The sequence below is a fragment of the Actinomadura vinacea genome, assembly GCF_039532545.1.
GTDB lineage: Bacteria > Actinomycetota > Actinomycetes > Streptosporangiales > Streptosporangiaceae > Spirillospora > Spirillospora vinacea.
In genome coordinates, this window is record NZ_BAAARW010000001.1 from 1 (window position 1) to 25,408 (window position 25,408).

The following is a 25,408-nucleotide window of genomic DNA, read 5'->3' on the forward strand; positions in this document are numbered from 1 at the left end:
TCGCGGTTCAGGTATTGGTGTCTGGTCCGGGGTGAGTGATGGAACGTGAGCAGGCACGGTCCGGAGTGATCATTAGGGTGTCGAGTCCTGTGATCCCCAAGAGAAGGCCGTGCCTGCCCCGCCGATTCTGGAGCGGAAGGCCGGCGAGCGGCTCAATGGCGGCGTATGGCTTGGGAGCTCTGCCTGCCGGCTTCTCCCGGGCCAAGGCGAGGGACCGCGCGGTGAGCGACGAGTGCGGACGGAGGCCAGGTCAGCGAGGAGGCGGCGTGCAATTAGCGTGCAACTAGAGGCGGTGATCTAGGGTCAACCGCGGTCACTCACGGGACGGCTGGAGGGCAGGTCGGCGGCCATAGAGGGCATGATCGGTTTGGTTCCCAAGCTGACAGCGCGGGTTCGATTCCCGTCACCCGCTCCACCACGAAGGCCCAGGCCAGGGACATGTTCCCCAGCACTGGGCCTTGATCGTTTCGGCGCTCCGACGCCGTCGGGCCATTAGCGTGCAATTAGGCCACCGGCACCAGCGCCCCGCCGCGCCCTCGTCGTCCTGGCCGTGCTCGGCCTGAACCAGCGCGTCGAGACCATCGGCGATGGCGCGGTCTCCATTGGCTGACCGGTGCTGGTAGCGCAGGGCGGCCGGCTTGTTGTCGTGGCTCATGCGCGCATCAGGTTCTTGGTCGAGACGCCTGGCCTCTTCCGCGAGATGGGGCGCCGTGGGGCCCGGTACGGCCTGGAGGCGATGTGCATCGGCGGCGACCAGGGCCTGGCGGCGGTCTTCTAGCGCGTCGGTTGGCAGACGCGTCCGCCGCTCAGGCCGGCCGGTTCGTCTTGGTCAGAGGGTGGGGTTGATGACGAACATTCCGCCCTTCTGGGAGACGGCGGAGAGCTTGGCGGCGCTGATGGTGTGCTTGCCGCCGGTCGCCTTCCACGGGTCCCAGACGGTGATGGTCTTCTTGCTGGCGTTGTAGCCGTACACGACGATCGCGTGCCCGGTGTGGTTGGGGAAGCCTTGCTTGGTGTTCCAGGGCAGATCGTCGGCCCATACGCCGAGGACCGTGGCCCGGTGCAGCACGCCCGCGTCGTACCTGACCTTGGTCAGCAGTTTCGTGCCGGTGCTGATGTCGTCCCCGGTCCGGTAGGCGAGGTGCTTGGGCTTGGCGTAGGCGTTGAGCACCGGGAGCGCCTGCCTGGCCGTGGTGCCGGGGCCCGCGGTCTTCATCTTCTTGGCGAGCGTGGCCTGGCTCACGTTGACGCCGAGGGTGCGCAGGCTGATCGAACTCGACGTCGGCACGCACCAGTTGTTCTTGCTCTGGTACTGCCCGGTGATCTTCACGGTGTACGACCCGGGCGCGGCCGCGGCCTGTTGCAGGGCGGGCTGGCTGCGGGGTGCGGCCACGGGCTCGTAGGGCATGCCCTGGGGAATCGCGGCGGGCTGGGTGGGCAGGGCCTGGGCGGCTCCGGCGGCACCCGCCCGGCCGCCGTCCCGGGCGCCGTCTCGGGCGTCGGCCGTCGAGACGACGATTCCGGTCGCGACGGCGGCGGTTGCGGTGAGGGTGGCGATGCCTCCGGCGATCCAGCGGGAAACGGGCACCTGGGTACTCCTTGTGGTCGGCGGGTGATCGAAGTGACTCGGCTGCTGGATGAGACGCACCATGATCGCCGACGGTTTTGGGGGGATCATCCGAAATCTGTGTTCATCGGATCACCATCGATGTCCTGACAATGACCCGGCCGGCCCGGCGCATAAGTTACCGTCGAGTAGTATTCGGACCCCGGATGAACCACGATCGGACGCGCACCCTAACCTGCCCGCCGGCGCCCGTACCTTCATGAGGTCAACAAGTGCGGCGGCGGGCCATTAGCGGGCCATTAGCCAGAGGGAACAGGGGTCATTCACGGTCACTAGCGGCACCGTGGTCGGCCAGGTCAGCGGCCCTGGAGGGGGTGACCCGGTTCGATTCCCGAGTTGACAGCGCGGGTTCGATTCCCGTCACCCGCTCCAGCATGACAAAGCCCCAGGTCCAGAAGCAGTTTCCGGATGCTGGGGCTTCGCCGTTCACAGGCCTTGCACACCTCGCTGTGCCCGCTACGTGCCCGATCCCTCCTCGGGCCTTTGGACTTCTTCCGCTGCTTCTTGATCTTCTTCAGCTCACGTCTTGTCCAGCGTCGAGGCGATCTCACGATCACGCTCACGCCGCGCGTGAAAATAGAACTGCGCCGGCCCGCGTTGAGGAGTGCCCCATCCGGCTCATCATCTCGGCGGGCGAGGCGCCCGACTCGGCGGTGTAGGTGTGCCCGGTGTGCCGCAGGTCGTCAAGGGGCGGCGGCGCTCGCGCCGCCGGGCCGCGCACCGCGCCACCGCCGCCTCGCGTCCGTGTGCCGCTCGCCACGGGGTCCGCGCCGCCGCCCTGAACGAGCCATCACGTCAGGGTCGCGGGCCGCCGGCCAGCGAGGGAAGCTCACCCCTCCAGGTGCCTACGGCATTGGACGGCAGGCCGCTCGCGAGGTTACGGAGTGCTGTCTTCCAGTTGAGCGTGCGTGACTGGGGAACCCCGTGCTTTCCCAGACCCCTCCTGGAGTTGGAGCACTCATTCGCGCGCATCTGTCTGTCACGGGGTACGCGCCGTTCGCGCGAATTAGCATTCTGGAGCGATGCGTGTCTGTTGCGCCCAGCGCCAGGCAGAGGTCGCCACCTCTGCGATCTAGATCGTATGCGGCACAGTGCCGGGCGGATGTCACGGATGACGGCGATCAGGGGAAGGCCAGCAAGTTGGGCAGTGCTCGCGGGGCGTGGGCAGAGCCCCGAGTCTCAGGCGTTGTGAGGCCGACCTTGTCATTCAAGAGTGAAGCGGCCCCTCCGGGGCGAGGAGCCGCTTACGGGTTGGGGTACCCGGCTTCTGCTATCGCCGACGCCGGGCAAGGGTGAGGGCCACGGCGCCGAGGGTCATGCCTATGGCGCTGGTGGCGATGGCCACGAAGTTGTAGCCGTTGAGACCGTTGATGGCCACGCCTTCAAACCCGAGAACGAAGCCCAGGAACCCGAGGGAGAAGCCCCAGGCGCCGATGATCGTATCGGTCTGGGCAGGGGATCGGGTGTCAGTGGCAGGGCTCATGAGGGTTCTCCTTTGAAGTGATCGTCTTACCTTCAAGATCCACCGTCCGGGCAGGCTGATCGATGTCAGCGCGGTGGCTCGGACCGAGCTGGAGCGGTGACGGCAACAGGAACGAATATCAGCGCACGCCGACGGACATCAGAGCAGGGCAGCGCGTTTGCGGACGCTGATGACCTCAGCGCGGAACGACCATAAGGATGCGGTCGGACGGTCAGGGTTGCTGGGCGGCGCCACGTACCAAGATCCGGAATATATGCGGGAACCCGTCGGAGACGTTGAGGACGTCGACCGGGAGCCTGTCCAGGTCAGCGCGGAGGCAGCGCCGAGATCCATAGCGGTCTGTAAAGCCGTTGGCCGTGCCCGTTGCGTGCCCGTTAGGGCGGGCGCTCATGGGCGCGTACTCAACGGGGAGGTTGACGCGTAGGGCCAGGTCAGAGACGCCACAGGTGATCGCCGATCTTGGATGAGTTTCCCAAGCTGACAGCGCGGGTTCGATTCCCGTCACCCGCTCCACAACGAAGGCCCAGGTAGGGAGTACATCCCCGTTAGAGCCCTGCAGGAGCCCTCTTGCCCTTAGCGTGCCATTAGGCCACCGGCACCAAGACGCCCGCCGAACCGTCATCATCCTCGTCCCCGTCCTGGTTTTGCTCGACTTGGACGAGCGCGTCCAGGCCGTCCGCGATGACGCGATCCTCTTGGCTGATCTGTGCTAGTACCGCAGCGCGGCCCGCTCGTTGTCCAGCTTGGTGGAGACGCCCATGTCCGCGGTGAGCTGGTTACCCGTGTGCCGGAGGTCTTGGAAGTGCAGGTTCTGTACGAGGGGCTAGACATTGGTGACACCGTTCCAGAGACGTGAAACGGGTGGCTGACCGCCGGCAAGAAACATTGCCGAACCTATCTGCCTCACCCGACGCCGCGTCGACGTCCTACACGCGATGCTCAAGAACGGTACGACCTACCGACCTAAATCCCTCAGCAGCTTGATGAGCCCGATGGGGTCACCCTTCCGCTCCAGGTACGCCGTCCCTAGTCCCAGGGGTCGCGCCCCGAGGTACGCGGCCAGTCTGGTGTAGACGTCGGCGTCGTCGGGCACCGCGACGACCGGACCGAACGGGCTCTGCTCGCTGCGGGTCTCAGGCGGGGCGAACCTCGGAAACGCCTCGAGCGCCTGCACCGCGAGCTCCGGGTCGAGTTCACTGAGCCGTCCCGTGGCATGGGCGAGGTCCCAGGAGTGCACGGTGAACTCGTGGGTGTAGGCGTCCAGCGCGACGCGGCCTGGCAGCGTGGCCCACGGCAAAGTGACCATGCGGTCGAGCATCGCATCGTCGGTCCACACCCGCTCAACCTCACCGCGAGCTTTGCTGAATGCGCTGATCCAGCCGGTGTCGGCGACATCGTCGATCACGTCTGCAACATCGGAGACGTCGCGTCCGGTGCCGACACCGGCGAGCTTGTGCAGCACCGCGACCATGTGCCCGACCAGCGCGCGAACGTCGTAGTCGGCGCACGGTGTGCTGTTGCCCAGCTCGTCGGGACGTACCGCCGCGACCTGCTGCTCGGCTTGCCCCACCGCCAGGGCGAACAGCGGGCGCGGATCATGGATTGGCCGTGTTGCCATGATCGGCACCATAGAAGGGCGCACCGACACCGGGGTCGTCGGAGACGCTCATCGCCGTTGCCATGTCCTCGGGCGCACTACATCCTGATCACACACGGTCACGGCCTGATCGTCGGACGTTAACCGACCGGCCACATCGCCTATTGATCGCGGTCCTTGTTCTGCTCCTGCGTCAGTTGCACTGGTCCGAAGGTTCTGACGTACTGGCGCTGTTTCTGGTCTTTCACCATGACGCCTAGACGGGTCAGTTCCTCGCGGAGTTCTCGTACCTCGCCGTCATCGGCGCCCTTGTCTTCCAGTGGTTTCTGGCGGGCTTTGAGGAGGGCGTTCGCCTTCTCCGGAAGCCGGGGAGATCGGGGACCCAGCGGCGAAACTCGTCCTTGTAGGGATCACCGGCCCCCCGTCGAAACCGATGCGAATCCTTTCTGGCGATACCGCCCCAACCCGGCGAGCAACCTCCTAAGGCGTGCGGGACACCGCAGCGGTTGCGCGGCCATGGCCGTAGACGGGTGGAGTCGTATCCCCAGCCAGCGTGCAACTGGTCCGCCCGACCCTACGAATGTCGTGCCCATCCCGACTTTGGTAAGTGAATGATCAGTCCTTTTGACGCTGCCGCGCACCAGCTCACCCCCGGTGAGATGGACGGCGGCGATGCGCCAGGCCGACAGGGCCGCCATCGCGAAGACGACGAGACTGCCCGCAGATCATGTCGCCTGCGGCCCTTGAAAGGAGTCCGCCCATGACGACTCGACCGACCAGAGCAACCTATCAACGCAGTGCCGCATCGCCCTCCGACCGTGTGACCAGGCGGTTGCTGGCCTGCGGCGCAATCGGTCCCCCGCTATTCCTGAGCGTGATCATTATCGAAGGTGCCCTCCGGCCTCACTATGACCCGGTCGAACAGATGAGCAGCGCACTGAGTCTCAGCGACCGAGGATGGATTCAGATCACCAACTTCGTGGTCACCGGGCTTTCGATGATCGCCTTCGCCGTGGGACTGCGACGGGCACTGCCCTCGGGCCGTGCCTGCATCGCGGGACCGCTGATGTTCAGCATCTTCGGCGCCGCGCTGATCGGCGCCGGAGTCTTCGTCGGGGATCCCTCCGACGGTTACCCACCCGGGTCGCCGTCCAGCCCCGATGCCGCCACGACCTGGCACGGCACCATGCACAATGCGGTTTCGACCGGGGTGTTCCTCTCGCTTGCAGTCGCATGCTTCGTGTTCGCCAGACGATACGCCGCCAAACCCGGACAGCGTGTGTGGGCCCTATACTGTGCCGCCACAGGCGTGGCGCTCCCAGTCCTGCAGCCTCTGTTGAACGTGCTGACGCCAGGCACCGAAACCGGCAAGGGCCTGATCCAGAAGGTGACGATCGCCGTCGGCTGGGGCTGGATCACCCTGCTGGCCACGCGGCTGCTCCGCAGACACCCCGAACCGACGCAACACCATCTCGACCAGGATCAGGCGCCGTTCATCGCGTGAGTCGACGCTGGCAGACTTCCGATGGCGCTAAGCCGAACGCGCGAGCCTTCACCCGAGAGGAGCCCCAGCCCGCCACGCTGCCGGGGTAACTCTGCACCCTTGCGGCGAAGCGTTTGACGGTTGGACGTGCCCAAAGTGGGGGCTGCTTCGCAGCCCCCAGCCCCCCGCGAGCCGGAGCACTCATCCGCGCGAAACTGTCTGTCACACCGTCTCGCCGTTCGCGCGGATAAGCACTCCGGAGCGAGGAGCGCCCGCGCGGGAGGCATGCGGACGGAGCTACGGTGCAGGGGAGAGCACCCAGGTCAAAGCGCTGTTCCTTGGGACTGCTGTGCAGCAGAAAAGTACAGCAACACCAGCACAGAACCGCTTACGCGATCTACCACCAGCACACGTCACGACCAGGGCGAGAGCCTAGATGTCCAGGATTGCCGGTAGTTCGGATCCAGGGGGTCAGGTCGCTGGCACGGCTGTTTCAAGATCATGATGTGAGGGCGGGTGCCGGGTCGGTCTGGGAACGTGTCCGGGCCTGGAGGAACCAATGCGCGGCGATCAATGGGATGACGCCGACGGGGTACCAGGCAACATCAATGAGGTCGAACTGGGCGCCCAGCAGTTGGCGCGCGAACCAGCTGCGTTGGGAGAGTGCCGCAGGTATGGGGGTGAGCTGTGCGAACTCGATGAACCAGCAGTATGCGACCGCGGCACTGCCGGCGGACAGTGGGGAGATCAGCGGCCGTAGGCAGATCACTATCGTGTAGACGATGGCCGCGGACAGGGCGGCGCCTGAATACTGTTCGATGGGCCCGTCCATCGGGGCACGGATTGCGAAGGCCGCGCCTGCAAAGCCAGCTGCCGAGACCACCATCAGCAGCCGAATCCAGCGCACTGCGAGCGACATGACGCAATAGTAGGTGACAGCGCAGCCAAGGTGGCAGCTGGTCTGCTGATCTTGGACGGGCCTCAACCGCACCGTTTCCAATGCCGAAACCGCGACCCGATGGGTCTGTCACTCGGCGCGAACGTCGCCAAGCAGCGCGTCCAGGCCAGCTGCTCGACGAGATCCTGACGTTCTTCGCCCTAGTCCTCGTCGAACACCGCTGTCGTCGTGCCAGGCGCGAGATGTTTCCACCGAGAGTGTCCGTCCGAGTCCTGTCTGGTCGCTGGGTCCCGCAGCAGAACGGCACGAATAACGGCTTGTAGCCCGAGGTCAGCATCAATGATGCGTGACGGCAACCCTGACGGCAATGGCCACCAACGGGCACCGCGGACGCACGTCGGGCACCGTCTGACCTCGGTCGACGGGTTGGGCGCAGGCCGGTTGCCAGGTCTGATAAGCGGAAGGTCGCCGTTCGGTGCAGTCCGCCGGCTGAGCGCTCCAGCGTGCGGTTCCGTGCGAGATGGCGAACCACGGCGGCCAGAGAGTCAGCAGGCCAGGCGGTAGGCGGCGAACGATTAGCCATGGTGATCTATCTTGCGGATCGAAGTACCAGCCCGGAACCGTTCGTACATATAGGCCTACCCTGCCGGGGTCGACTGGTTCGCCGCTCTTGCCGAAGCCGACGTTAAGGTCTCCCGGGAGGTACTCCGTGCCGCATACCGCGAACCAGCCACCCCGACCGATCTCGCCGACCTCTGGTCGGCCGGACCGCCTATCGGTGGACCCGGAGGCCCTGTTCGTCTACGGAAGTCTCCAGTTCCCTGAGGTCCTGTTCGCCCTGATCGACCGGGTACCCGACCACCGGCTTGCCACAGCCGAGGGCTGGAGAGTCGCAGCCTTGCCCAACGAGGTCTACCCCGGACTCGTCCCAGGGGAGACCATCGCCTGCGGCTACCTCCTCACCGGTCTGGCGCCGGAGGAGTGGCGGCTCCTGGACGCATTCGAGAACCCGCTGTACGAGTTGAAGCGCGTCGAGTTGACCGACGGCGCCCACGGATGGGCCTACGCCTGCACACCCGAAGAGGTTGAGCCGCACGATTGGTCAGCCGAAGACTTCGAGGCCCAGCACCTACCCGCCTACATCGAACGCTGCACAGCATGGCGCCGCCGCTACGAAGCCCGAGAGCAAGTCAGCTAATCCACCAGGCCAAACGCCTCTAAAACTGACGATCATCGTTGACACCTGGGTCTCCGGCGCACTACGGAGATCACCGTGTCCAACCCCAAACCCCCGTTCGATCGGCCCCACCCCCCGCTCGATCGTGAGGCCAAGGGTCGCCTGGCCGTCATCCGCCACGTCGAAGAGGTCACCGGCAACGTCGCGCAGACGTGCCGGTACTTCGGGATCAGCCGGCAGGCCTACTACATCTGGTACCGCCGCTACCAGGCCGAGGGCGTCGAGGGCCTGCGCACCCGCTCCAAGCGGCCCAAGACCAGCCCGAACGCCACCCACGTCGAGGTCGTCGGGAAGATCATCTACCTGCGGCAGAACTACCACTTCGGGCCCGAGAAGATCGCCATGTACCTCAAGCGGTACCACGACATCACCATCAGCAAGTCCGGCGTCTGGCGGATCCTCAAGCGCCTGGACATGGGCCGCCTGCCCGCCTCCCAGCGCTACAAGCGGCACGACAAACGGTGGAAGCGCTACGAGAAGCAGCTCCCGGGGCACCGGGTCCAGATCGACGTGAAGTTCATCGAACCCATCGCCGGGGTCACCACCGGCCGCCGCGGCGGCCGCAACAAGTACTACCAGTTCACCGCCATCGACGACTGCACACGGCTGCGCGTGCTGCGGATCTACCCACAGCTCAACCAGAAGACCGCCATCCAGTTCCTGGACTACGTACTGCAGCGGTTGCCGTTCCAGGTCGAGGTGATCCAGACAGACAACGGGGCCGAGTTCCAGTCGGCCTTCCACTGGCACGTGCTGGACAAGGGCATCGCGCACACCTACATCAAGCCCCGCACCCCGCGGCTGAACGGCAAGGTGGAGCGGTCGCACCGCATCGATGCCGAGGAGTTCTACAGCATGCTCGACGGCGTGCTCATCGACGACGCGGAGGTGTTCAACGACAAGCTCCGCGAGTGGGAGGACTACTACAACTACGATCGCCCTCACGGCGGCCTCGGCGGCCAGACCCCTTACGAACGCCTCAAGCAGAAGACCCAGGCCCAGGCGTAAACGATCACCGTCGGTCGCACACCAGGCCAAACGGCGGCCGGGCAAACGAGACCGGTCACCCGCTGACGGGGTGGGAGGCGAAGGTCGTTCGTCCAGTGGGGAGCCCGGCGGCAACGCGCCGGAGTCCATGAGGCCCAGGTCCATCCGCAACACCAGGTCAGGGGAGAGCCGGAGGGCGGGAGGCCACTGGTGGTGGGCCTGCTCCGTTCGCCGTGCTCTCTCTCCACATCCGCTGGACGGCCTCAGACCAGGTCCCCCCGAAGATCACGACTTGCGGCCGGGTGTTTAGACTCCTTCCCGTAATTCACTCCAGAGCCGTTCCCGGCTCTCGACTCGAGTTGCACCCGGATACCGGGCGCAGCCGAGGAGCCGGGACACGAGACTCCCGGACTCCTGGTGCGCCCACGCATCAGAAGGGACTCCGGATGGAGACCAACAAACAAGATGAACGCGCCGTGCCGGACACACCCGGCGACGACGCTGATACAGAGCCCAAGATCGCTCCGATGCTGGTGCTGGCCTCGCTGAGCCTGGGCCAGCTCAGCAATGTCATCCTCCTTGCCACGGGGGTGCTGATCGAGCAGGGTTCCGTCACGACCGTGTTCCTCCAGACCGCGTTCACCACGATCCTGCTCTGGTTCTTGGTCCGGCCAAAGCGGAAGGCCGGCTGGTCGCTGTGGTGGAGGGGGCTCCTGTTGGGGAGCAGTAACGCCGCGAGCTTGGTCGCATTTCGTGAGGCCCAGTCCATCGCGCCGTACGCCACGGTCACGTGCACGTGGCTCGTCCTGGGTCCCATGATGGCGGCCGGCTACAGGATCGTGCGATCCCAAATGTGGCGAGCCCTGGGCTGGCTGGCTCTCACCCTTCCCGGCACCGTGTTGGTGGTGGACGGGCTCAAGCCGGCCAGCATCACCGCCCTGCTCTGGGTCGGAGTGACGGCCGTGACCTACCACATTCACGTCAAGATCAACTCCGGCCTTCCGAAGGAGGACATCGACACCTGCAGCACACTCGGCAAGATGACCAACATGGTGGTCGTCACCGTTCTGCTCCTCTCTGTCGAGGGGAGCGGGGCACTGCTCGGCATCGACTGGAAGGCACTTGCGGTGTGCTCGGGGGCGGCGGTGCTGTTCGTCGGTTCGACACTCCTGATGAACGCCGCCTGGAAGACGGGACTACACGTCACGTCACACGCCATGCTCATGCCGGCGAAACCGGCGCTCAGCCTGCTGCTCGGCATGATCGCGGGGCAGTTCCTGAGCCTGGCCAACTGGCTCGGCATCGCGCTGGTCACGGTCGCCGGCTGGGGCTCCAAACGAACCCAGATCCGGGACCAGACGAAGAAGGGGAGGCGGCCCGGCTTGGGCTGATCCCTTCACCCGCGGCGGGGAGGACTCCTCCCCGCCGCTCTCCTGCTTTGAGGCCATGCCTCGACAGCACCATTGTTCTCGGCATACAGCCCCATGCCGGGCCCGCACGCGCTGATAGGACGACGTGCGGCACCACATCACCGTGCTCAGCGGTGGCGGCGCCCGGCCGCGTCGGCGAAGTGCGCGTTCGGTGGGCGCGGTCAGCCCGGGGGAGTCGGCGGACCGCTACGTCGACGAGTGTGGACGAAGCCGCAGTCGCGGGATTCCCAGCCGGTGGTTGTTGTCGCCCAGTACGACCAGGGCGCCTGGATCACGGGGTGCGCAGGCAGCCGACACGGCGTCGGCTGACTCCCACCGGTCGCGCCTTCGAAGGGCCTACGGCCATCGACCGGCCTGCGGTAGAACCGGCAGTCCGGCTGGTCTCCTTCACCGCCCGCCGCGCCTGCTCCGCCGGCCACCGCAAGGAAAAGCACTCAACAATATCGAGGTGCAAAAACACGCTCTCGCCAGGCCCGCGCTCTCGCTTCTCCCCAACGAAGCCAGTTGTGCATCCTCGCGTCTGCACACGCGTGGGGCGTCGGGTCCGGCCATGACTCAGGAGAGTGCGCAGGTGAGCGGTTGGTCGAGGGTTGGACGTGCCCGAGTGGGGTCTCGCGACCCCCAGCCCCCCGGCGAGCCGGAGCGCGCGTCTGTGACACCGTCTCGCCGTTCGCATGGATGAGCACCCAGAGGCGGCGCGTGACCGTCCGAGAGGGCGATGGCCTAGCCGTACTCCGCTGCGAAGACTTCCATCGCACGTGCGATCTCGCCGGCCACGTCCGGATCAGTTTCCGATTGCGCCATCCGCTCCAGGAACTGTCGAAGCTCCGGCCAAGCCGCGTAGCGCATGGCCCATACCGCCGCGCTCCGGACTCTCGCCTCACGATGACCGATCGACTCGCGGATCCTGTTCAGAAACTCCTCGTACATGGACCTCGGTGCCCCGACTCCGAGTGCGAGCACCGCTTTCGCCCAGCCCGCCGGGTACATGTTGACATCGAATTCCTCTGCCAGAGCCTCTAGAGACTGGACGGGCAGGCCATCTTCGATCCGCCGTGCGAGTTTCGCCGTAGCCTTTGGGTCATGGTGCTGAACCACCATGTAGAGGACATCTGCGAACTCGTCGATGACGAAGTGGACAGTGTTTCCGTCGTTCACTTCCCATCGGGCCTCGTAGAACACACCTCGTTCAGAATCTCTCGGCACATGCCCCAGGTACGTCCAGCCCTGGCGCTCGGCGAAACCCCAGATGTCCGCGTCGACGACATTGGACCGGAGGATGAGCCGTCGGCTTGAATGCATCGCCATCCCCCCTCTACGGCGCTGTCAGGCACAAAGGGTCGGAGAAGACGGCAAACCTCCCTGGCACATCGGACCTGCACCACGAGCGCAACGCAACGACGCCTGCCCGCTTCTTTGCTGGTTGAGACGGCGCCACGGCGGCCGCACCTCGCCCTCTCCTGACCTCGGCTGGGAACGAGTGCCGATCTGCACTGGTGGCACTACCGGGATCACCCGCCGTTCGAACTTCGCATCGAGCAGCGCAGCAACGATGTGCGCCTTGGCGAGGGTAAGAACCGCCATGACCCAAGACCATCAGCTTGGGGGGTAGTTCGAACTCAGTGGTGACAACTTGTGAGCTGAGCTGTCGGAACTGGGCGATTTGATCGCTAGATCGGGCTTGAACTCCTCGATGAGGATGCTGGACGTGTCCAGGCCGCTCGCGCGCAGCAATAACTCGTGGGCGATGCACAGGTGCTTCTTTCCCCTATACCTGCGATCCAGCCGGGTCCTGCGGGCGTTATAAGCCGAGTTGTTGTTCATGATCCACTGCCCGGTCGGTCGTTCACAGGAGTCTTTCTCCGCCCACAACTCGCCACCCATCCGGGCCGGCGGCCGGAGCATCTTGGGCAACCAGCCGTTCCATCCTCCCGCCGCCAGATCAGCATGCTTGAGCCCGTGATCGATCCTTCCGCTGCCCGCGGGATGAATGCGGCGGGGGTAGAGGCTCACATACGACGGGTCCTGCTCGGGCGCGAGCCGGAAGTCCCCCTTGGCGTCGACGAGCCACAGATAGGTCCGCGACGGATCCAGTGTGCCGAGGTCCAGCGGTGCTCCTGGGTGTATGACGCGCATGGTGGGCGGCGGGACATAGGGCCGTTCGAAGCCGCGGCCCCGGAGGAACGTCCTACTTGGCCTGCCCAAGCGGTTGAGCAGGTGCTCGATCCCCTCCGATACGCCCCCGTCTCCAGGGATGCCACGCTCAGGGCCGTCTGGGCTCTTGGTCTTCGCAGGTTCCCTGACACCTGATGTCACACCGCCACCGTCCCGGACCAGCGGCGAAGGCACTCCCTGCACGCACGCACCTGTATCCGCTCCGAGCTAGGTGGGTCACCCTCTTCCGGCGCACCCTTCTTGCTCGTAACCGTCCGGGGAGTACACGGCTCGGCCACTCGTCGTCGGCGGCGAGGCGGGTCTGCCAATGAACCAAGCCGCCACTCTGGAGGACGCGCCTATGGGGAAGGCGACTCAGGGGAGTGGGCGCGAGGCGTTTGGTTCCCGAGCTGCCGGCGAGGGTTCGGTTCCCGTCACCCGCTCCAAGAAGAAGGCCCAGGCCAGCGGCGTGATCCCGAACACTGGGCCTTGATCGTTTTTGCGGCTCTCGTGCCCGTCGCACATCTGTTGCGGGAAGGCGTGCCTGGTCGGGAATCGACAAGCAAGGGCCCGGTGGTGGCCGGGCCCTTGCGAATGGGGTTGATCGCCAGGCGTTAGGGCCGGGCGTTCAGCATGGCGAGAACGCCGCCGACGAAAAAGCTGCCGGCAACGACGACGTTGAAGGCCGGCTTCTCGCCGAGGACGACGCTGCGCACGAGTATGAGGCTGGCGATGCCAGCGACGATGAGGACCGCGATGACCAGAGCGGCGAGTTTCGAGGTGCGGACGCCGCCCCTGACGGTGCCGGAGGTCAAACCGCGCAACAGCCAGGTGCCGAACACGGCGCCCATGGCGCCCGTGATGGCGCCCATGCCGGCCACGAGAGCGGTGGTGCCACCGGAGAAGCCGTCGAGCCTGACGCTGTCGACCCCTCCGAGGACAGCGCCGAAGACGGCGCCGAACCCGATGCCCTGAGCGATGCCGCCACCGTTGGCGCGGACGTTGGCCTTGGCGATAGCAGCGATGACGCGATCGCAGTTCATGAGATCTCCCGGTTTGGTTGGGACACCCGTGCCATAGACGGGTCGTCAGAGCCTTACCGTGCCGACAACAACCCGCGCCGCACGTCGGCGCGGCTGTCTTGGTTCATCCGCCCCATCAGCGCTATTGGCGGTGCGACTCGGCGAAGGGCGCCCTCAGACGGATGCCCTGGCCCAGCGAGCCCGCCCCGGGGAGACGGTTCCCAAGGCAGCCATGGCGGGAGATCCTCGCCGAACGAGAGGCCATGCAACAGCGTCGCTTGGGTTGCGAGCCGCCTCTAGAAGGTGGCTGTACCCGCAGGTCAATAGGAATGCTGTACAGCAGGAAGTACCGCAACACCCCCTCACGACGACTCACACGACCTTCCAGTGGCGACGTTGTCGAGGCAGGAGTGCCGATAGTTCGGGACGAAGAGGTGGCCGGTCGGGCCGGTTGGTCGAGCGTGACTCTGGGGCCCCGCCGCCCCCAGGCTCCCGTGCATCCGCACCCAGGCCTTGATCGTTTCTGGAGCCCTCGTGCCATTAGGCCACCGGCACCAGGACGCCCGCCGAACATGTCCTGTGTGGCGAAGGTCGTGGAAGTGCAGGTTCGGCACGCCCAACGGGTTCGCCATGTGGCTCCACCGGGGTGAGCTTATTGAAGCCGCTCCGCCGCAGCGGTCCGCCCTTGATCCTGTGAAGACGAGCGTTTCTACGTCCGGCGGGACGTATTTGTCCAGGTGGGGGACGATCGCGGCCGGGAGAGGCGGTGCGCATGCCCGCCCGTGACTTGGCGAAGCCGAGGATCGTCTCCCCGTTGGCCCGTTCGACGTAGGTGGCCCGGACCCGGACGGTGCGGTTCACGATGCCGCACCGCCGCACCGCCGTGACCTCGCCCCACCGCAGACTTGCGACGTCCGCCGCCACGTACAGGTCTCGTCGGGGTCGGGGGAAGGTTGAACAGCGGCTTCGCCGCACGCCTAGGCGAGTCGTTCAGGACCCGTGGATGGGAGCCGCACCGATCCAGCGGTGATAGGCGTCTACGTCGACGTTGCTGCCGCACACGATGGTGACCACGTTCCGGCCGGCGAAGCGGTCACGGTCTTCGAGGATCGCCGCGATGCCGAGCGCGGCCGACGGTTCGACGACGAGGTCGGCGTGGTCGAGGAGCATCCGCATACCGGCGATGATCGACGCCTCCTGGACCAGGACGGCGTCGTCGGCGACCAGGAGGAGGTCGTCCAGGACGGCCGGGATGGGACGCCGGCCGGCGACGCCGTCCGCGATGGTGTCGGTCGAGTCGGTGGTGACGACGCGCCGCCTGCGCCACGAGTGCGTCATCGCCGGGGCGCCCTGCGGCTGGACGCAGATCACTTCGACTTCGGGTGCCCAGGCCTTCACCACATGACCCACGCCGGTGGCCAGCGCCCCGCCGCCGAGAGCGATCAGGACGGCGTCGAACGACGGCACGGTGTCCACCAGTTCCAGGCCGATGGTCGCCGCGCCCTCGCAGGTCTCGATGTCCAGGCTGTCTTCGACCAGCCGGATGCCGTCGTGCCGCGCGACGGCCGCCGCCCGCTCGCGAGCCATGTCGAAGTCGCCGTCCACCAGTTCCAACCTGGCGTCCAGCGCGCGGATGCGATCAAGCTTGGCCGCGGGCGCGAAGCGGGATGCCACGACGGTGACGTCGAGCCCCCGGCCGCGACCGGACCAAGCGAGGGCTTGGCCGAGGTTGCCCGCGCTCGCGCACACCACGGCTCGCGGGCCCTTGTCGGCGAGCAGGCTCGTGACCACCTCGGTGCCGCGGGCCTTGAAGCTGCGGACCGGGTTCGCCGTTTCGAGCTTGATGCTCACCGTGCACCCGAGGTCGGGCTCCAGCGCCTCGCAGCGGTACAGCGGAGTGTCGAGAAAAATCGGGTCGATCACCCGGCGAGCCGCCCGGATCCGACCAGTGTCGAGGCGCGTCTCCTGCACGACACAGCAGCGTAGCGCCGGAGCCCAACGCCGGTCCTGATCTACGGCTTCCAGATCTTCCTCGGGAAGGGGCGACCCTTCATGTCACCCGCCGAGGACCATCCCATCCATCACCTCACAGGGCAGACGAAGATCCCGGGACCCCTCTGGGGGGTCTAAGGGGCGATGTTCTGGCGGCTGGCCACGTCCCACAACCAAACTCCCCGCGGGCGTGCATTGAGGGTGGTGGTATTCGCGGTCACTTACAGTTCGGACGAACAGTGAGGGGGTGGGGAAGGTCGCGAGTTCGATTTCCGTCACCTGCTCCATAACGAAGGCCCAGGTCCCCGAACCTGGGCCTTCGTTTCTAGGCAGTAGGCCACCGTTCGTCAGTGGTGGTGGACGACTGGTGCTGACACCTCAGTGCGGTTCGCCCATGCGCAGCCATCCGGGGGAGAGCAGGGGTCAATTCACGCACAGGGCCGTGGGGAGGGCCTTGGCCATGGCGTCGTCCAGGGCCGGTCCGCCGCCCGGGTTGAGGTTGACCATGACGGTGGCCTGCCTGCCGTCCATGGTGGCTCCCGCGCGGACGCTGAAGCCGAGCATGTCCCCGTTGTGTCCCCAGAAGCCGTCGCCGCAGCCGGGGAAATCCTTGGCGGGAGACCACTCCAGTCCCAGGCCGTACTTGGACCCTGACGCGCGTCCCGTGGGGCGGGCGTCCAGCATTTCCCGCAGTTGCGCCGGCTTCAGCAGGCGTCCGCGGAGCAGCGCCGCCAGGAAGCGGTTGATGTCCGAGGCGCTGGAGATCATCCCGCCCGCGGCTCCGGCGACGGTCGGGTTGAGGCGGGTGATGTCCACCAGGTCGGACTCTGGCCGCACGTATCCCTGGGGGTGCGGCCCGGGGATGTCCGGCGCGTCGCTCGGCACGATGGTGTCGTCCAGCCCGAGCGGAACGACCACGCGCCGATGGATCTCGTCGGTGTAGGGGCTTCTGGTCACCCTCTCGATGATCATTCCGGCCAGTATGTAGTTGGTGCTGGAGTAGCCGAACCTCTCGCCTGGGGTGAAGTCGCGGGGGTGCCGCAGGGCGATGTCCACCAGCTCACGCGCCTCCCAGTGGCGGAGCGGGTCCTTGAGGATCTCCATCGGGGGCAGGTGTTTAAGAATGTCCGGCAGCCCGCTGGTGTGCTGGAGCAGTTGGCGGACGGTGATCTCCCGCCCGTCGTTGTCGGCGCCGCGCACCACCCCGGGCAGGTACCGCTCGACCGGCGCGTCCAGCTTGATCCGCCCATCGCCGACGAGCTGGAGCACCACGGTGGCGGTGAACGGCTTCGTCAGGCTGCCGATTCGGAAGCGGCTGCGGGGATCCACCGGTGCGCCCGTCCGTATGTCCGCCACGCCACTGGTGATCACCAGACGGCCGTCCCGGTCGTTGACCTCCGCGAGCGCCCCGGGAGCCCCGTCCGGCCCGGTGAGCCGCTCCACCACCGGCCGCAGTCCGGCGTGGCCCGCCGCCTCCGCCGGGCTGGTCGAAGCCGCCACCGCCAGGGCCAGAACCGCCGCCGCCGCACGCCGGAACATCACGTTTCTTGTGATCATGGAACGTCACGATAAGTACCGGCGCACTGACCGCACATCCATCGCGTGAGCCATCCATGCCCTCACTCCCAAAGGGGCGAACCACCGCCCTACAAGGGGCGCTCCAGGACGACGTCACCGGTCATCGGCCCACTGCCCGACTCGTCAGGTCGCCGGGAGCCGGCGGACGGCGACGCCGACGAACTGGTCGGCGTGGACGAACCCGTAGTCGCGGGAATCCCAGCTGGTGGCCGCGTTGTCGCCCAGTACGACCAGGGCGCCTGGCGGTACGGTCGTTTGCCGGGTCTGGCGCAGGCATGGCACCCGGTCCACGGGCACGGGATCACCGGCCACCGCGATCGCCCGCTTGATGAACAGTGGCCCGTCCGGGTGCTCCCGCTCAACCGGAGCCGGCGGCACCTCTTCGAGGTCCAGATCCGGCGGTGGCGCGTCCAGCATCGGCGGCCGGATCCGGATCACCACGATCTGGCCTGCGCGCGCGCGTCGGGTCCGGCGGACCAGCAGTCTGTCGCCGGGGTGGAGGGTCGGCTCCATGCTGGGGCCGTCGACTGTGGTGACCAGGTACTTCCGGCGTGCCCATCCGAGGAGGACGGCGGCCAGCGCCAGCCCGCTTCCCGTGGCGGTGGCGAGGAACGTCATCCGATGTCCTGGGTCTCCTGGTATCCGGCTGCCTGCAGCCGGAACAACCGGGCGTAGTGGCCGCCCGCCGGCATCAGCGTCTCGTGTGTGCCGAGCTCGACGACGCGCCCGCCGTCGAGGATCGCGATGAGATCGGTCTCCCGCACGGCGTTGAGCCGATGTGAGATCAGCAGGCTGGTCCGGCCGGCCCGGTGGAGGCGCATCTGGCCGTGGACCTCATGCTCGGCCTCTGGGTCGAGGCCGGAACTGGGCTCGTCGAGGATCATCAGATCCCGGCCGTCGCGGACGAAGGCCCGGGCCAGCGCGAGGCGCTGCCACTGGCCACCGGACAGCACCACCCCGGTGTCGGGGTCCTCCTTGTCGGCCTCTGAGAAGAACATCCGGGTCAGCAGGGTGTCATAGCCGCGGGGCAGCCCGGCGAGCCTGTCGTGGACGCCCGCGCGGGCGGCCGCCTGCCGGATCGCGTCCGGCCGGTCGAGTGTCCCGATGTCGCCGAGCGCGATGTTCTCCCTCGCGGTCATGTCGTAGTTCATGTGGTCCTGGAACACCGCGCTGATGCGCTCGCGCAGCGCGGACGGCGGGATGTCCCGCAGGTCCACGCCGTCCCACAGGATGTGCCCGCGGGTCGGGTCGTACATCCGGCAGAGCAGCTTGACCAGCGTGCTCTTGCCCGCGCCGTTCAGGCCGACCAGCGCGACCGCCCGGCCGTGCGGGATCGTCAGGTCGACGCCGCGCAGCACCCACGGATGGTCGTCGCTGTAGCGGAACCACACGTCCCGGAACTCGATGCCCCGCCGCAGCTTCGGAGCATCGCCCGTGACGACGCTCGGCAGGTCCGGTTCCGCCCGGGTCACCGCGACGTAGTGCGTGAACGTGAGCAGGCGGCCATGGGCGATGGTGATGGAGGACGTCAGCAGATCCAGGGCGGCCTGCACGCCGACGACCGCGGCGAGGAACATGGTGACGTCGCCGACGCCGAGCGTGCCATGCCGCGCCGCCGTGATCGCCCACCACAGGCCGCCGCCCGCCACCGCCGCGCTCAGCGCGGTGAGGCCGCCCTGGACGGCCAGCTCACGCCGGGCCATCCGCTGCTCGGCCGCGTTGCCGCGTTCACGTTCGGCCATCATTCGGGCGCGCAGGAAGGCGCCGATGCCGAACAGCCGGATCTCCGTGGCCGCCTCCACGTCGGTCAGCAGGCCGCTGTAGAAGAACTCGCGGCGATGGGTCTGCTCGGTCGCCCACTCCATGGCCGCCCGGCTCCGCGACAGCAGGAGCTGGGCGATCAGGGCCGGTACGGCGGCCAGCAGGACCAGCACCGCCATCAACGGGCTGATGACCAGCAGCGACATGAGGAAGCCGATGAGTGACAGCGCGCCGCGCTTGGTGCCGCAGACGGCGTCGACCAGGTACCCGGCACTGGCGGTCGCCTCCTGCGCCAGGCGCAGCCGGTCCAGGAAGACCGGATCCTCGAAGCGCCGCAGACCGACCTGGCGTTCGGTCGCGGCGAACAGCCGATCGGTCGCCCGGACTCCGGCGACCCGGCCGGTCTGGTCGCGCAGGTACCTGCCGATCCCGGGGAGGGCCGCGGCGGCCAACCCGGTCGCCACCAGCGCGGCGGCCGGGGCCGCGACCGGGCCCGGGGACGTCGTCAGCCGGTCGACCACCGTCTTCGTCAGCCAGGCGGTCGCGATCGGCGCGGCGGCCTCGGCCAGGGTGATCAGGAAGGTACCGGACACGCCGCCGGGTGCGGACCGCCAGGTGAGCGCGGTCGCCTCGGCCCCGGCGACGGCCAGTTCCCGTGCGTGGGCGCGCCCGCCTGGTCCCCGGCCCGCGTCGGACGTCCTCATGCCGGGGATTCGATGGGCAGGTCCTCCAAGCGTCCGCCTGCGGCCACCACCCGGTGCTCGCCGTCGATGAGGTACAGCGCCGGCGTCCAGGTGTTCTGGAAGGCGCGGCTCACGACGCCGTTGTGGTCCTCGACGACGACGCGGGTCGCCGGCGACAGGACCGCGACCAGCTCGGGGTCGTCACCGGACACCACCGCGAGCCGTGGCAGCCCCGTCGCGAGCCGCGCGAAGCGCGGAGCCAGGTCGTGGCACGGCTCGCAGCCCGCGGAGAAGAAGCCGATCAGCCCGATGAGAATCGCCCGCGAGACCGGCTCGCCTTCGGTGGTCGTCGTGGTGAAGTCACCGACCTCCGCGCCGGGCTCGAGCGCCATCGGCGGCCCGGCGTCCTGAGGCTGCGCCGCGCCCTGCTCCCGCAGCCTGCGGATCAGGCCGAGCGTGAGGACGAGGTTCAGCACGGACAGCAGCCCGATGAGGACGACGGCGGCGGCAAGGTAGGGCATCAGGGGTTCCTCGCGAACAGCTCGACGATGTCGTCGAGGGAGACGATCAGTACCGCTCCGACCGCCCCGGCCGCGGCGGCCACCGCGATCCCGCCCGCCGGCGGCAGGCCGCCGGGGGACAGGCCGCCGAGCACGGCGCAGGCGAACAGCGCCCCGTTGCGGACGAGGTGGCGCGGACCGAGCGGCACGCTGGACGGGCCGAAGCAGCGGCAGGTGGCGCGGCGTCCGCGCCGTATCGAGGCCGCGATGGCCGCGGTGAAGGCGACCAGCAGCGCGGCGGCGAGACCGAAACCGTATGGGGCGGTGGGCGGCGCGATCAGTAGCGGCGGCACCAGTGCCTCGAGCGCGGTCGTGGTGATCGCCACGAGCCGGACGTGGCCTGGCCCCACCGGCACCAGCGCGCGAACGGACCTGGCGAAACCGCCGAAGTCGCGGACCTTGGAAACGGCCGACACGGCGAAGACCAGCCCGATCAGGCAGGCGCTCCCGATCCGCACGAGTTCCATTCGCATCCCTCACAGAACGCCCGTCGCGGGCGGCGACATTACGTCGCCGCCCGCGCGGGACCTCACGGTGATCCGCAGGCACCGATGACGTGGTCGCGGCAGTCGCGGCCGCAGCAAACATGCTTGTACTTCAGGCCGCCGGAGCAGTAGTAGGTCGTTTTGCAGCCGGCGGACGCGGTGGCCTTCGGGGCCACGCGCGCCAGCAGGCGATCGACGAGACGGGCCATGCGTGTCTCCTCTCCCGGGCCGTCAACGGCCGTGGGGCAGTGATCGTGATCAGGACCGTCCCGGATTACAGCAAAAGGCAAGGCCGCGATTCCCGAAGATGATCGTTTTTCGGACTCTTCGGGTATCCGCCTCGGCGGATACCCGGGGCGCGCCCGCCGTCCTGCTCGACTCCGTACTGACACGTGGACGGAAGGGCCACCTCGGCCAATCGCCGGACACGTCAGGCGGGTAACGCAAGGGGACCCGCCGACAGGGGGCTGCCCCGGATCGGGTGAGGCTGGACGCAGAAGGCCGTCCTCAAGGACGGTGGGGCACTCCTGCAAGGAAGCGATCCGCGCTCCCGCTTCGGTCCTCGGCTCGTTCGCATCGCCGTTACGGCGCTAGAGTGAAATTGTGGCTTTTTTGCCGAAAGACTCGCCGTCAATGATCAGCGATGAGGACCGCGACACGGCCGTGCAGCGCCTGCAGGAGGCGTACGCCGAAGGGCACATCTCGCACGAGGAGATGGACGAAGGCCTCCAGCAGGTGCTCACCGCCAAGACGCAGGGCGAACTCGCGCAGGGTCTGGCCTCGCTCCCGGAGGAGAATGCGGGCACCACGTCCACGATCGCCGCCGTCGGAGGACGGATCCAGCGGCGCGGTGCATGGCGGGTGCCTCGGGCTCTCAAGGTCGAGTCCGCGTTCGGAAGGGTGCACCTTGACCTTTCCCGGGCGGTCATCGACCATCCGGTGGTCGACATCGAGTTGCAACTCGGCACCGGCAAGGCCAAGATCACGGTTCCTCGCGACGCGGTCGTCGACGTCGAGGAACTGCGCACCGGGTGGAAGGACACGCTCTACAAGCCCCGCCGGCCCGCCCGCCCCGGCGGGCCGAGGATCCGGATCTCCGGGAGCATGGGGCTCGGACGGTTGAAGATCCGCCACGCGCGGCGTTGAGGCCCCATCGGGCACTTTGTCGTCCCTGGCAGGGCTTGGCAGGTGGGTGTATGACCACGGATCCGCTCCTGGAGGATGTACCCAAGACCTCAACAAGCCGGCTGGTGCGGACCGTCAAGGGCTGCGGTACCGGACCACGGAGCTATCGGGACCGCAGTCCTCTGATGAGCCGACGCCATTCGCCGCGGGTCATTCTGAGTTGGGGGCCGCTCTGGTCGGTGGAATCGCGTACCGCTACGAATCCCTGGCCGTTTGCGACTTCAACGCAACCGCTCTGGTTCAGTGCTTCGCAGCGTGCAGACTTGCGGAACGTCAACGGCTCCATTCGGACCTTTCTCTCTTGGGAGTCGCGGGCATGGGCGGGGGAAGGCCGTGTAGTACCGGAATCGGTCCAGTATAAGCCGCAGGCGCGATCGCTTGTGGCCTTATCATCCCGATGAATTGCCGTTGCGCGGTCATGCCGTTTCGGAAATGTCTGTCATGGACCGAAATGCGATGTCGCGCCATGCCGGCGATCCGTGGGCGTCGCGGGATGCGGCTGCTGTCGCGGATGCGCGGGACGCGCGCCGACGGCTGCGAAGCCGGTGGTCCGCCGGCGCGTGCCGAGAGGCCTGACGACGGGGACCCGCCAAGTCGATCAAGGGCAGGTGTCGGTCATAACGCCTGATCAGGGGTAGGGCTTAAGGCGGGTCCGCCGACGCCGATATGACCGCCGTCCAGAAGGGCACGAACGCGTTCCAGGGATCCGACCCCCCCGAGTGTCCAGGGCCGTCCGCCCACGGGGAGGTTGATCGCAGGTGAACATGATCGGGCCGCGGATCAAGGCACGACCGCTCTTCCACAGGCGCAACGCCGCATGCCTGCTGCTGCTCGTCTTCGCGATGGCGCTGACGCTGTCGGCCTTCGCCGAGGTCGGGTTGGCTCGTGACGGCCGGCTCCCGCTGGGCCTGCCGCTGTACGGGGGCGGGCTGGCCCTGCTCGCGCTGGTCGCGTACGCGGTGCAGTCCAAGTTCGCGCCCTACGCCGACCCGCTGCTGCTGCCGCTGGCGGTGGCGCTGAACGGCCTCGGGCTGGCGATGATCTACCGGCTCGACCTGGACACCAGCGCGCAGAAGCAGGCGGCGCTGAGCACCGGAGAGGTGGCCAAGGACGCGGCCGACGCGAAGACCCAGCTGTTGTGGTCGTTCGTCGGGATCGCGCTCTTCGTGGCCGCCGTCCTGATCATGCGGGACACAGGCAAGAGCGGTGCCCGGCTGTCGTTCACGCCCAAGACCGCGCAGCGCTACCCCTACCTGATCGGCTTCGCCGCGGTCATCTTCCTGCTGCTGCCGATCGTGCCGGGGATCGGCACGTCGATCAACGGCGCCCGGGTGTGGATCCGGGTCGGCGCCTTCTCCCTGCAGCCGGGCGAGTTCGCCAAGATCATGCTGGTCATCCTCTTCGCCGGCTACCTGGTCAACAAGCGGCAGGCGATGTCCCTGATCGGCAAGAAGATCGGGCCGGTCAGCCTGCCGCGCGCCCGCGACCTGGGCCCGATCATGGTGATCTGGATCTTCTGCCTGGGCGTGCTGTTCGTCCAGAAGGACCTGGGCACGGCTCTGCTCTACTTCGGCCTGTTCATCTCGATGATCTACATCGCCACCCAGCGGGCCTCCTGGGTGCTGATCGGCGTCGGGCTGCTCGCGGCCGGCATCGTGATCGCGACCATGCTGCCGTTCATGAGCCACGTGAACCAGCGGATCGACATCTGGAAGAACCCCGAGCCCTACTTCGACGGCGGCTGCGTGGTCGGCGGCAAGGTCGTCCCCGTCAATCCCGACACCGAGCTGTTCAAGCAGGAGGTCGCGGTCTCCGGACGGAAGCTCGGGGCGGGGCTGCGCGCCTGCGACAAGCTGGGCGGCAAGTTCGCCGACAGCGCGCAGCTGATGAAGGGCCTGTTCGCGCTCGGCCAGGGCGGCGTGCTGGGCACCGGCCTGGGCCAGGGTGAACCGTGGCGCACTCCGTTGGCGTTCAGCGACTTCATCTTCGACTCGCTCGGCGAGGAGATCGGGCTCACCGGATTGATGGCGTTGCTGCTGATGTACGCGTTAATCGTGCAACGGGGGATGAAGACCGCCATCGCGGCGCGAGACCCGTTCCTGAAACTCTTCGCGGGTGGTGTGTCGTTCATCCTGGCGCTCCAGGTGTTCCTCATCGTCGGGGGCGTCACCAAGCTCATCCCGCTGACGGGTCTGGCGACACCGTTCCTGGCCCAGGGCGGCTCCTCGCTGATGGCCAACTGGATCCTGATCGCGATCCTCGTCCGGCTGAGCCACGACGCGCGCAAGCCCGCCCCGAAGGCGATCCAGGAAGAAGGCATGACCCAGGTCGTGAGCATGCGGCAAGCTCCCGGGCAATGACCGCCACCGGGTCATCGGTCGCTTTTTCGAGCCGAGAGTGGTGCGGTCGTTACCTGAAGTCGGAAAGGTCATGCTTTTCATGGCGTCGGCGGCCGCCGTGATCACGCCGTGGCTCGCCCGCTACCGGGCATGATGGCGGCATGTTGATTAGGGAGGCCGATGCGGGTGACTGGCCTGCCATCTGGCCGTTCTTCAAGGCGATCGTCGCAGCGGGTGAGACCTTCACCTTTCCGACGGATCTTGACGAGGACCAGGGGCGTGACTGGTGGCTCCTGCCGGCTCCCGACCGTACCGTCGTCGCGGTGGACGGCTCGGGCGGCGTCCTCGGTACGGCGAAGATGAACCGCAACCACGCGGGCAACGCGTCGCATATCGCGAGCGCCAGCTACATGGTCGACCCGGCGCATGCCGGGCGGGGTGTGGGACGGGCGCTGTGTGAGTACACGATGGAGTGGGCGCGTTCGGCAGGCTATCGGGCGATGCAGTTCAACGCGGTCGTGGAGACCAATGTCCGTGCGGTGCGGCTGTACCGGTCGCTCGGCTTCGAGGTGCTCGGCACATTGCCGGAGGGCTTCCGGCACCCCGCACAAGGCTACGTCGGACTGCACATCATGCACCGCGCGCTCTAGGCGCCATCCTCGTAGGAGTCCAGCAGATCGCGGCGAAGCATGTCCGTCCGGACCGTCAGGGCGCCCAGGAGTTCCTCACCGCTCAGTCCGTCGGTCGTTCGGAACGCCCATGCGGGATGCCCCGCTTCGTTCAGGCACTTCACCAGCACGATCGCGGCCAGACCGGTCCAGCCCGGAGGCAGCGGCAACACCCTGATCCCCGCCAACGCTTCGCCGATGGCGACCGTCCCGTCGTCGTCAGTCATAGTTCCAGATCA

General features: G+C 67.4%; 24 protein-coding genes. 7 read left to right on the forward strand and 17 right to left on the reverse strand.

The annotated features are described in order from the left end of the window. Nucleotides 1-829 precede the first annotated feature (829 nt). From ABD340_RS00005 to ABD340_RS47810, 4 genes are all read right to left on the reverse strand, one after another. Nucleotides 830-1,588: a C39 family peptidase gene (locus ABD340_RS00005; RefSeq protein ID WP_344586133.1), complete on the reverse strand. Its 759-nt coding sequence runs from the start codon at nt 1,586-1,588 to the stop codon at nt 830-832. A 1,309-nt stretch (nt 1,589-2,897) separates the two neighbouring features. Next, a complete protein-coding gene (locus ABD340_RS00010; protein ID WP_344586134.1) occupies nt 2,898-3,110 on the reverse strand; it encodes a hypothetical protein in 213 nt (70 codons plus the stop codon). A gap of 955 nt (nt 3,111-4,065) precedes the next feature. Next, nucleotides 4,066-4,728 (reverse strand): TIGR03086 family metal-binding protein, encoded by a 663-nt coding sequence (locus tag ABD340_RS00015; protein WP_344586135.1) that lies wholly within the window; start codon nt 4,726-4,728, stop codon nt 4,066-4,068. A gap of 140 nt (nt 4,729-4,868) precedes the next feature. Continuing rightward, a complete protein-coding gene (locus ABD340_RS47810; RefSeq protein WP_425547299.1) occupies nt 4,869-5,093 on the reverse strand; it encodes a CysS/YqeB C-terminal domain-containing protein in 225 nt (74 codons plus the stop codon). A gap of 374 nt (nt 5,094-5,467) precedes the next feature. Here ABD340_RS47810 and ABD340_RS00020 point away from each other — a divergent pair, with 374 nt between their 5' ends. Beyond that, nucleotides 5,468-6,211 carry a DUF998 domain-containing protein gene (locus tag ABD340_RS00020; RefSeq protein ID WP_344586136.1) on the forward strand — a complete coding sequence of 248 codons (744 nt, stop codon included), beginning with the start codon at nt 5,468-5,470 and terminating at the stop codon, nt 6,209-6,211. A 478-nt stretch (nt 6,212-6,689) separates the two neighbouring features. On the opposite strand, the gene ABD340_RS00025 is transcribed toward ABD340_RS00020, so the two are convergent. Further along, nucleotides 6,690-7,109 carry a ribosomal maturation YjgA family protein gene (locus tag ABD340_RS00025; protein ID WP_344586137.1) on the reverse strand — a complete coding sequence of 140 codons (420 nt, stop codon included), beginning with the start codon at nt 7,107-7,109 and terminating at the stop codon, nt 6,690-6,692. A 757-nt stretch (nt 7,110-7,866) separates the two neighbouring features. Here ABD340_RS00025 and ABD340_RS00030 point away from each other — a divergent pair. The 3 genes from ABD340_RS00030 (at nt 7,867) to ABD340_RS00040 (ending at nt 10,703) form a co-directional block, all read left to right on the forward strand. Further along, the gene (locus ABD340_RS00030) at nt 7,867-8,286 is read left to right on the forward strand and encodes a gamma-glutamylcyclotransferase family protein (RefSeq protein ID WP_344586138.1); all 420 of its coding nucleotides are present in this window, start codon (nt 7,867-7,869) and stop codon (nt 8,284-8,286) included. Nucleotides 8,287-8,361: 75 nt separating this feature from the next. After that, nucleotides 8,362-9,333: an IS481 family transposase gene (locus ABD340_RS00035; protein WP_425547294.1), complete on the forward strand. Its 972-nt coding sequence runs from the start codon at nt 8,362-8,364 to the stop codon at nt 9,331-9,333. 425 nt (nt 9,334-9,758) lie between these two features. Next, complete coding sequence (locus ABD340_RS00040) at nt 9,759-10,703, forward strand: DMT family transporter (protein WP_344586139.1); 945 nt, start codon at nt 9,759-9,761, stop codon at nt 10,701-10,703. 762 nt (nt 10,704-11,465) lie between these two features. Here ABD340_RS00040 and ABD340_RS00045 read toward each other — a convergent pair. From ABD340_RS00045 to ABD340_RS00090, 10 genes are all read right to left on the reverse strand, one after another. After that, nucleotides 11,466-12,050 (reverse strand): hypothetical protein, encoded by a 585-nt coding sequence (locus tag ABD340_RS00045; RefSeq protein WP_344586140.1) that lies wholly within the window; start codon nt 12,048-12,050, stop codon nt 11,466-11,468. 288 nt (nt 12,051-12,338) lie between these two features. Further along, on the reverse strand, nt 12,339-12,878 hold the full coding sequence (locus ABD340_RS00050; protein ID WP_344586141.1) for a hypothetical protein: 540 nt from the start codon (nt 12,876-12,878) through the stop codon (nt 12,339-12,341). 632 nt (nt 12,879-13,510) lie between these two features. Beyond that, nucleotides 13,511-13,939, reverse strand: a complete 429-nt coding sequence (locus ABD340_RS00055; RefSeq protein ID WP_344586142.1) for a hypothetical protein — start codon at nt 13,937-13,939, stop codon at nt 13,511-13,513. A gap of 969 nt (nt 13,940-14,908) precedes the next feature. Beyond that, entirely contained in the window at nt 14,909-15,889 is a 981-nt protein-coding gene (locus ABD340_RS00060; RefSeq protein WP_344586143.1) for a threonine ammonia-lyase, read from the reverse strand. 444 nt (nt 15,890-16,333) lie between these two features. Next, nucleotides 16,334-17,467: a serine hydrolase domain-containing protein gene (locus ABD340_RS00065; protein ID WP_344586144.1), complete on the reverse strand. Its 1,134-nt coding sequence runs from the start codon at nt 17,465-17,467 to the stop codon at nt 16,334-16,336. A 144-nt stretch (nt 17,468-17,611) separates the two neighbouring features. Then, entirely contained in the window at nt 17,612-18,106 is a 495-nt protein-coding gene (locus tag ABD340_RS00070; protein WP_344586145.1) for a S26 family signal peptidase, read from the reverse strand. Beyond that, the gene (locus tag ABD340_RS00075; protein WP_344586146.1) at nt 18,103-19,953 is read right to left on the reverse strand and encodes an ABC transporter ATP-binding protein; all 1,851 of its coding nucleotides are present in this window, start codon (nt 19,951-19,953) and stop codon (nt 18,103-18,105) included. The genes ABD340_RS00070 and ABD340_RS00075 overlap by 4 nt, the downstream gene beginning before the upstream one ends. After that, nucleotides 19,950-20,453 (reverse strand): TlpA disulfide reductase family protein, encoded by a 504-nt coding sequence (locus tag ABD340_RS00080; protein ID WP_344586147.1) that lies wholly within the window; start codon nt 20,451-20,453, stop codon nt 19,950-19,952. The genes ABD340_RS00075 and ABD340_RS00080 overlap by 4 nt, the downstream gene beginning before the upstream one ends. Then, the gene (locus tag ABD340_RS00085) at nt 20,453-20,959 is read right to left on the reverse strand and encodes a MauE/DoxX family redox-associated membrane protein (RefSeq protein WP_344586148.1); all 507 of its coding nucleotides are present in this window, start codon (nt 20,957-20,959) and stop codon (nt 20,453-20,455) included. Before ABD340_RS00085 ends, ABD340_RS00080 begins: the two co-directional genes overlap by 1 nt. A gap of 62 nt (nt 20,960-21,021) precedes the next feature. Next, nucleotides 21,022-21,186 (reverse strand): hypothetical protein, encoded by a 165-nt coding sequence (locus tag ABD340_RS00090; RefSeq protein WP_344586149.1) that lies wholly within the window; start codon nt 21,184-21,186, stop codon nt 21,022-21,024. Between the two features lie 424 nt (nt 21,187-21,610). Here ABD340_RS00090 and ABD340_RS00095 point away from each other — a divergent pair, with 424 nt between their 5' ends. Further along, a complete protein-coding gene (locus ABD340_RS00095) occupies nt 21,611-22,123 on the forward strand; it encodes a DUF1707 SHOCT-like domain-containing protein (RefSeq protein ID WP_344586151.1) in 513 nt (170 codons plus the stop codon). 142 nt (nt 22,124-22,265) lie between these two features. Here ABD340_RS00095 and ABD340_RS00100 read toward each other — a convergent pair whose 3' ends face one another. After that, nucleotides 22,266-22,448 (reverse strand): DUF397 domain-containing protein, encoded by a 183-nt coding sequence (locus ABD340_RS00100; protein ID WP_344586152.1) that lies wholly within the window; start codon nt 22,446-22,448, stop codon nt 22,266-22,268. Between the two features lie 478 nt (nt 22,449-22,926). Between ABD340_RS00100 and ABD340_RS00105 the strand changes: the two genes are divergently transcribed. Next, entirely contained in the window at nt 22,927-24,522 is a 1,596-nt protein-coding gene (locus ABD340_RS00105) for an FtsW/RodA/SpoVE family cell cycle protein (protein ID WP_344586532.1), read from the forward strand. Nucleotides 24,523-24,662: 140 nt separating this feature from the next. After that, a complete protein-coding gene (locus ABD340_RS00110) occupies nt 24,663-25,151 on the forward strand; it encodes a GNAT family N-acetyltransferase (protein ID WP_344586153.1) in 489 nt (162 codons plus the stop codon). Here the strand turns inward: ABD340_RS00110 and ABD340_RS00115 are convergent. Beyond that, the gene (locus tag ABD340_RS00115; RefSeq protein WP_344586155.1) at nt 25,148-25,396 is read right to left on the reverse strand and encodes a hypothetical protein; all 249 of its coding nucleotides are present in this window, start codon (nt 25,394-25,396) and stop codon (nt 25,148-25,150) included. The genes ABD340_RS00110 and ABD340_RS00115 overlap by 4 nt on opposite strands. Nucleotides 25,397-25,408 lie beyond the last annotated feature (12 nt).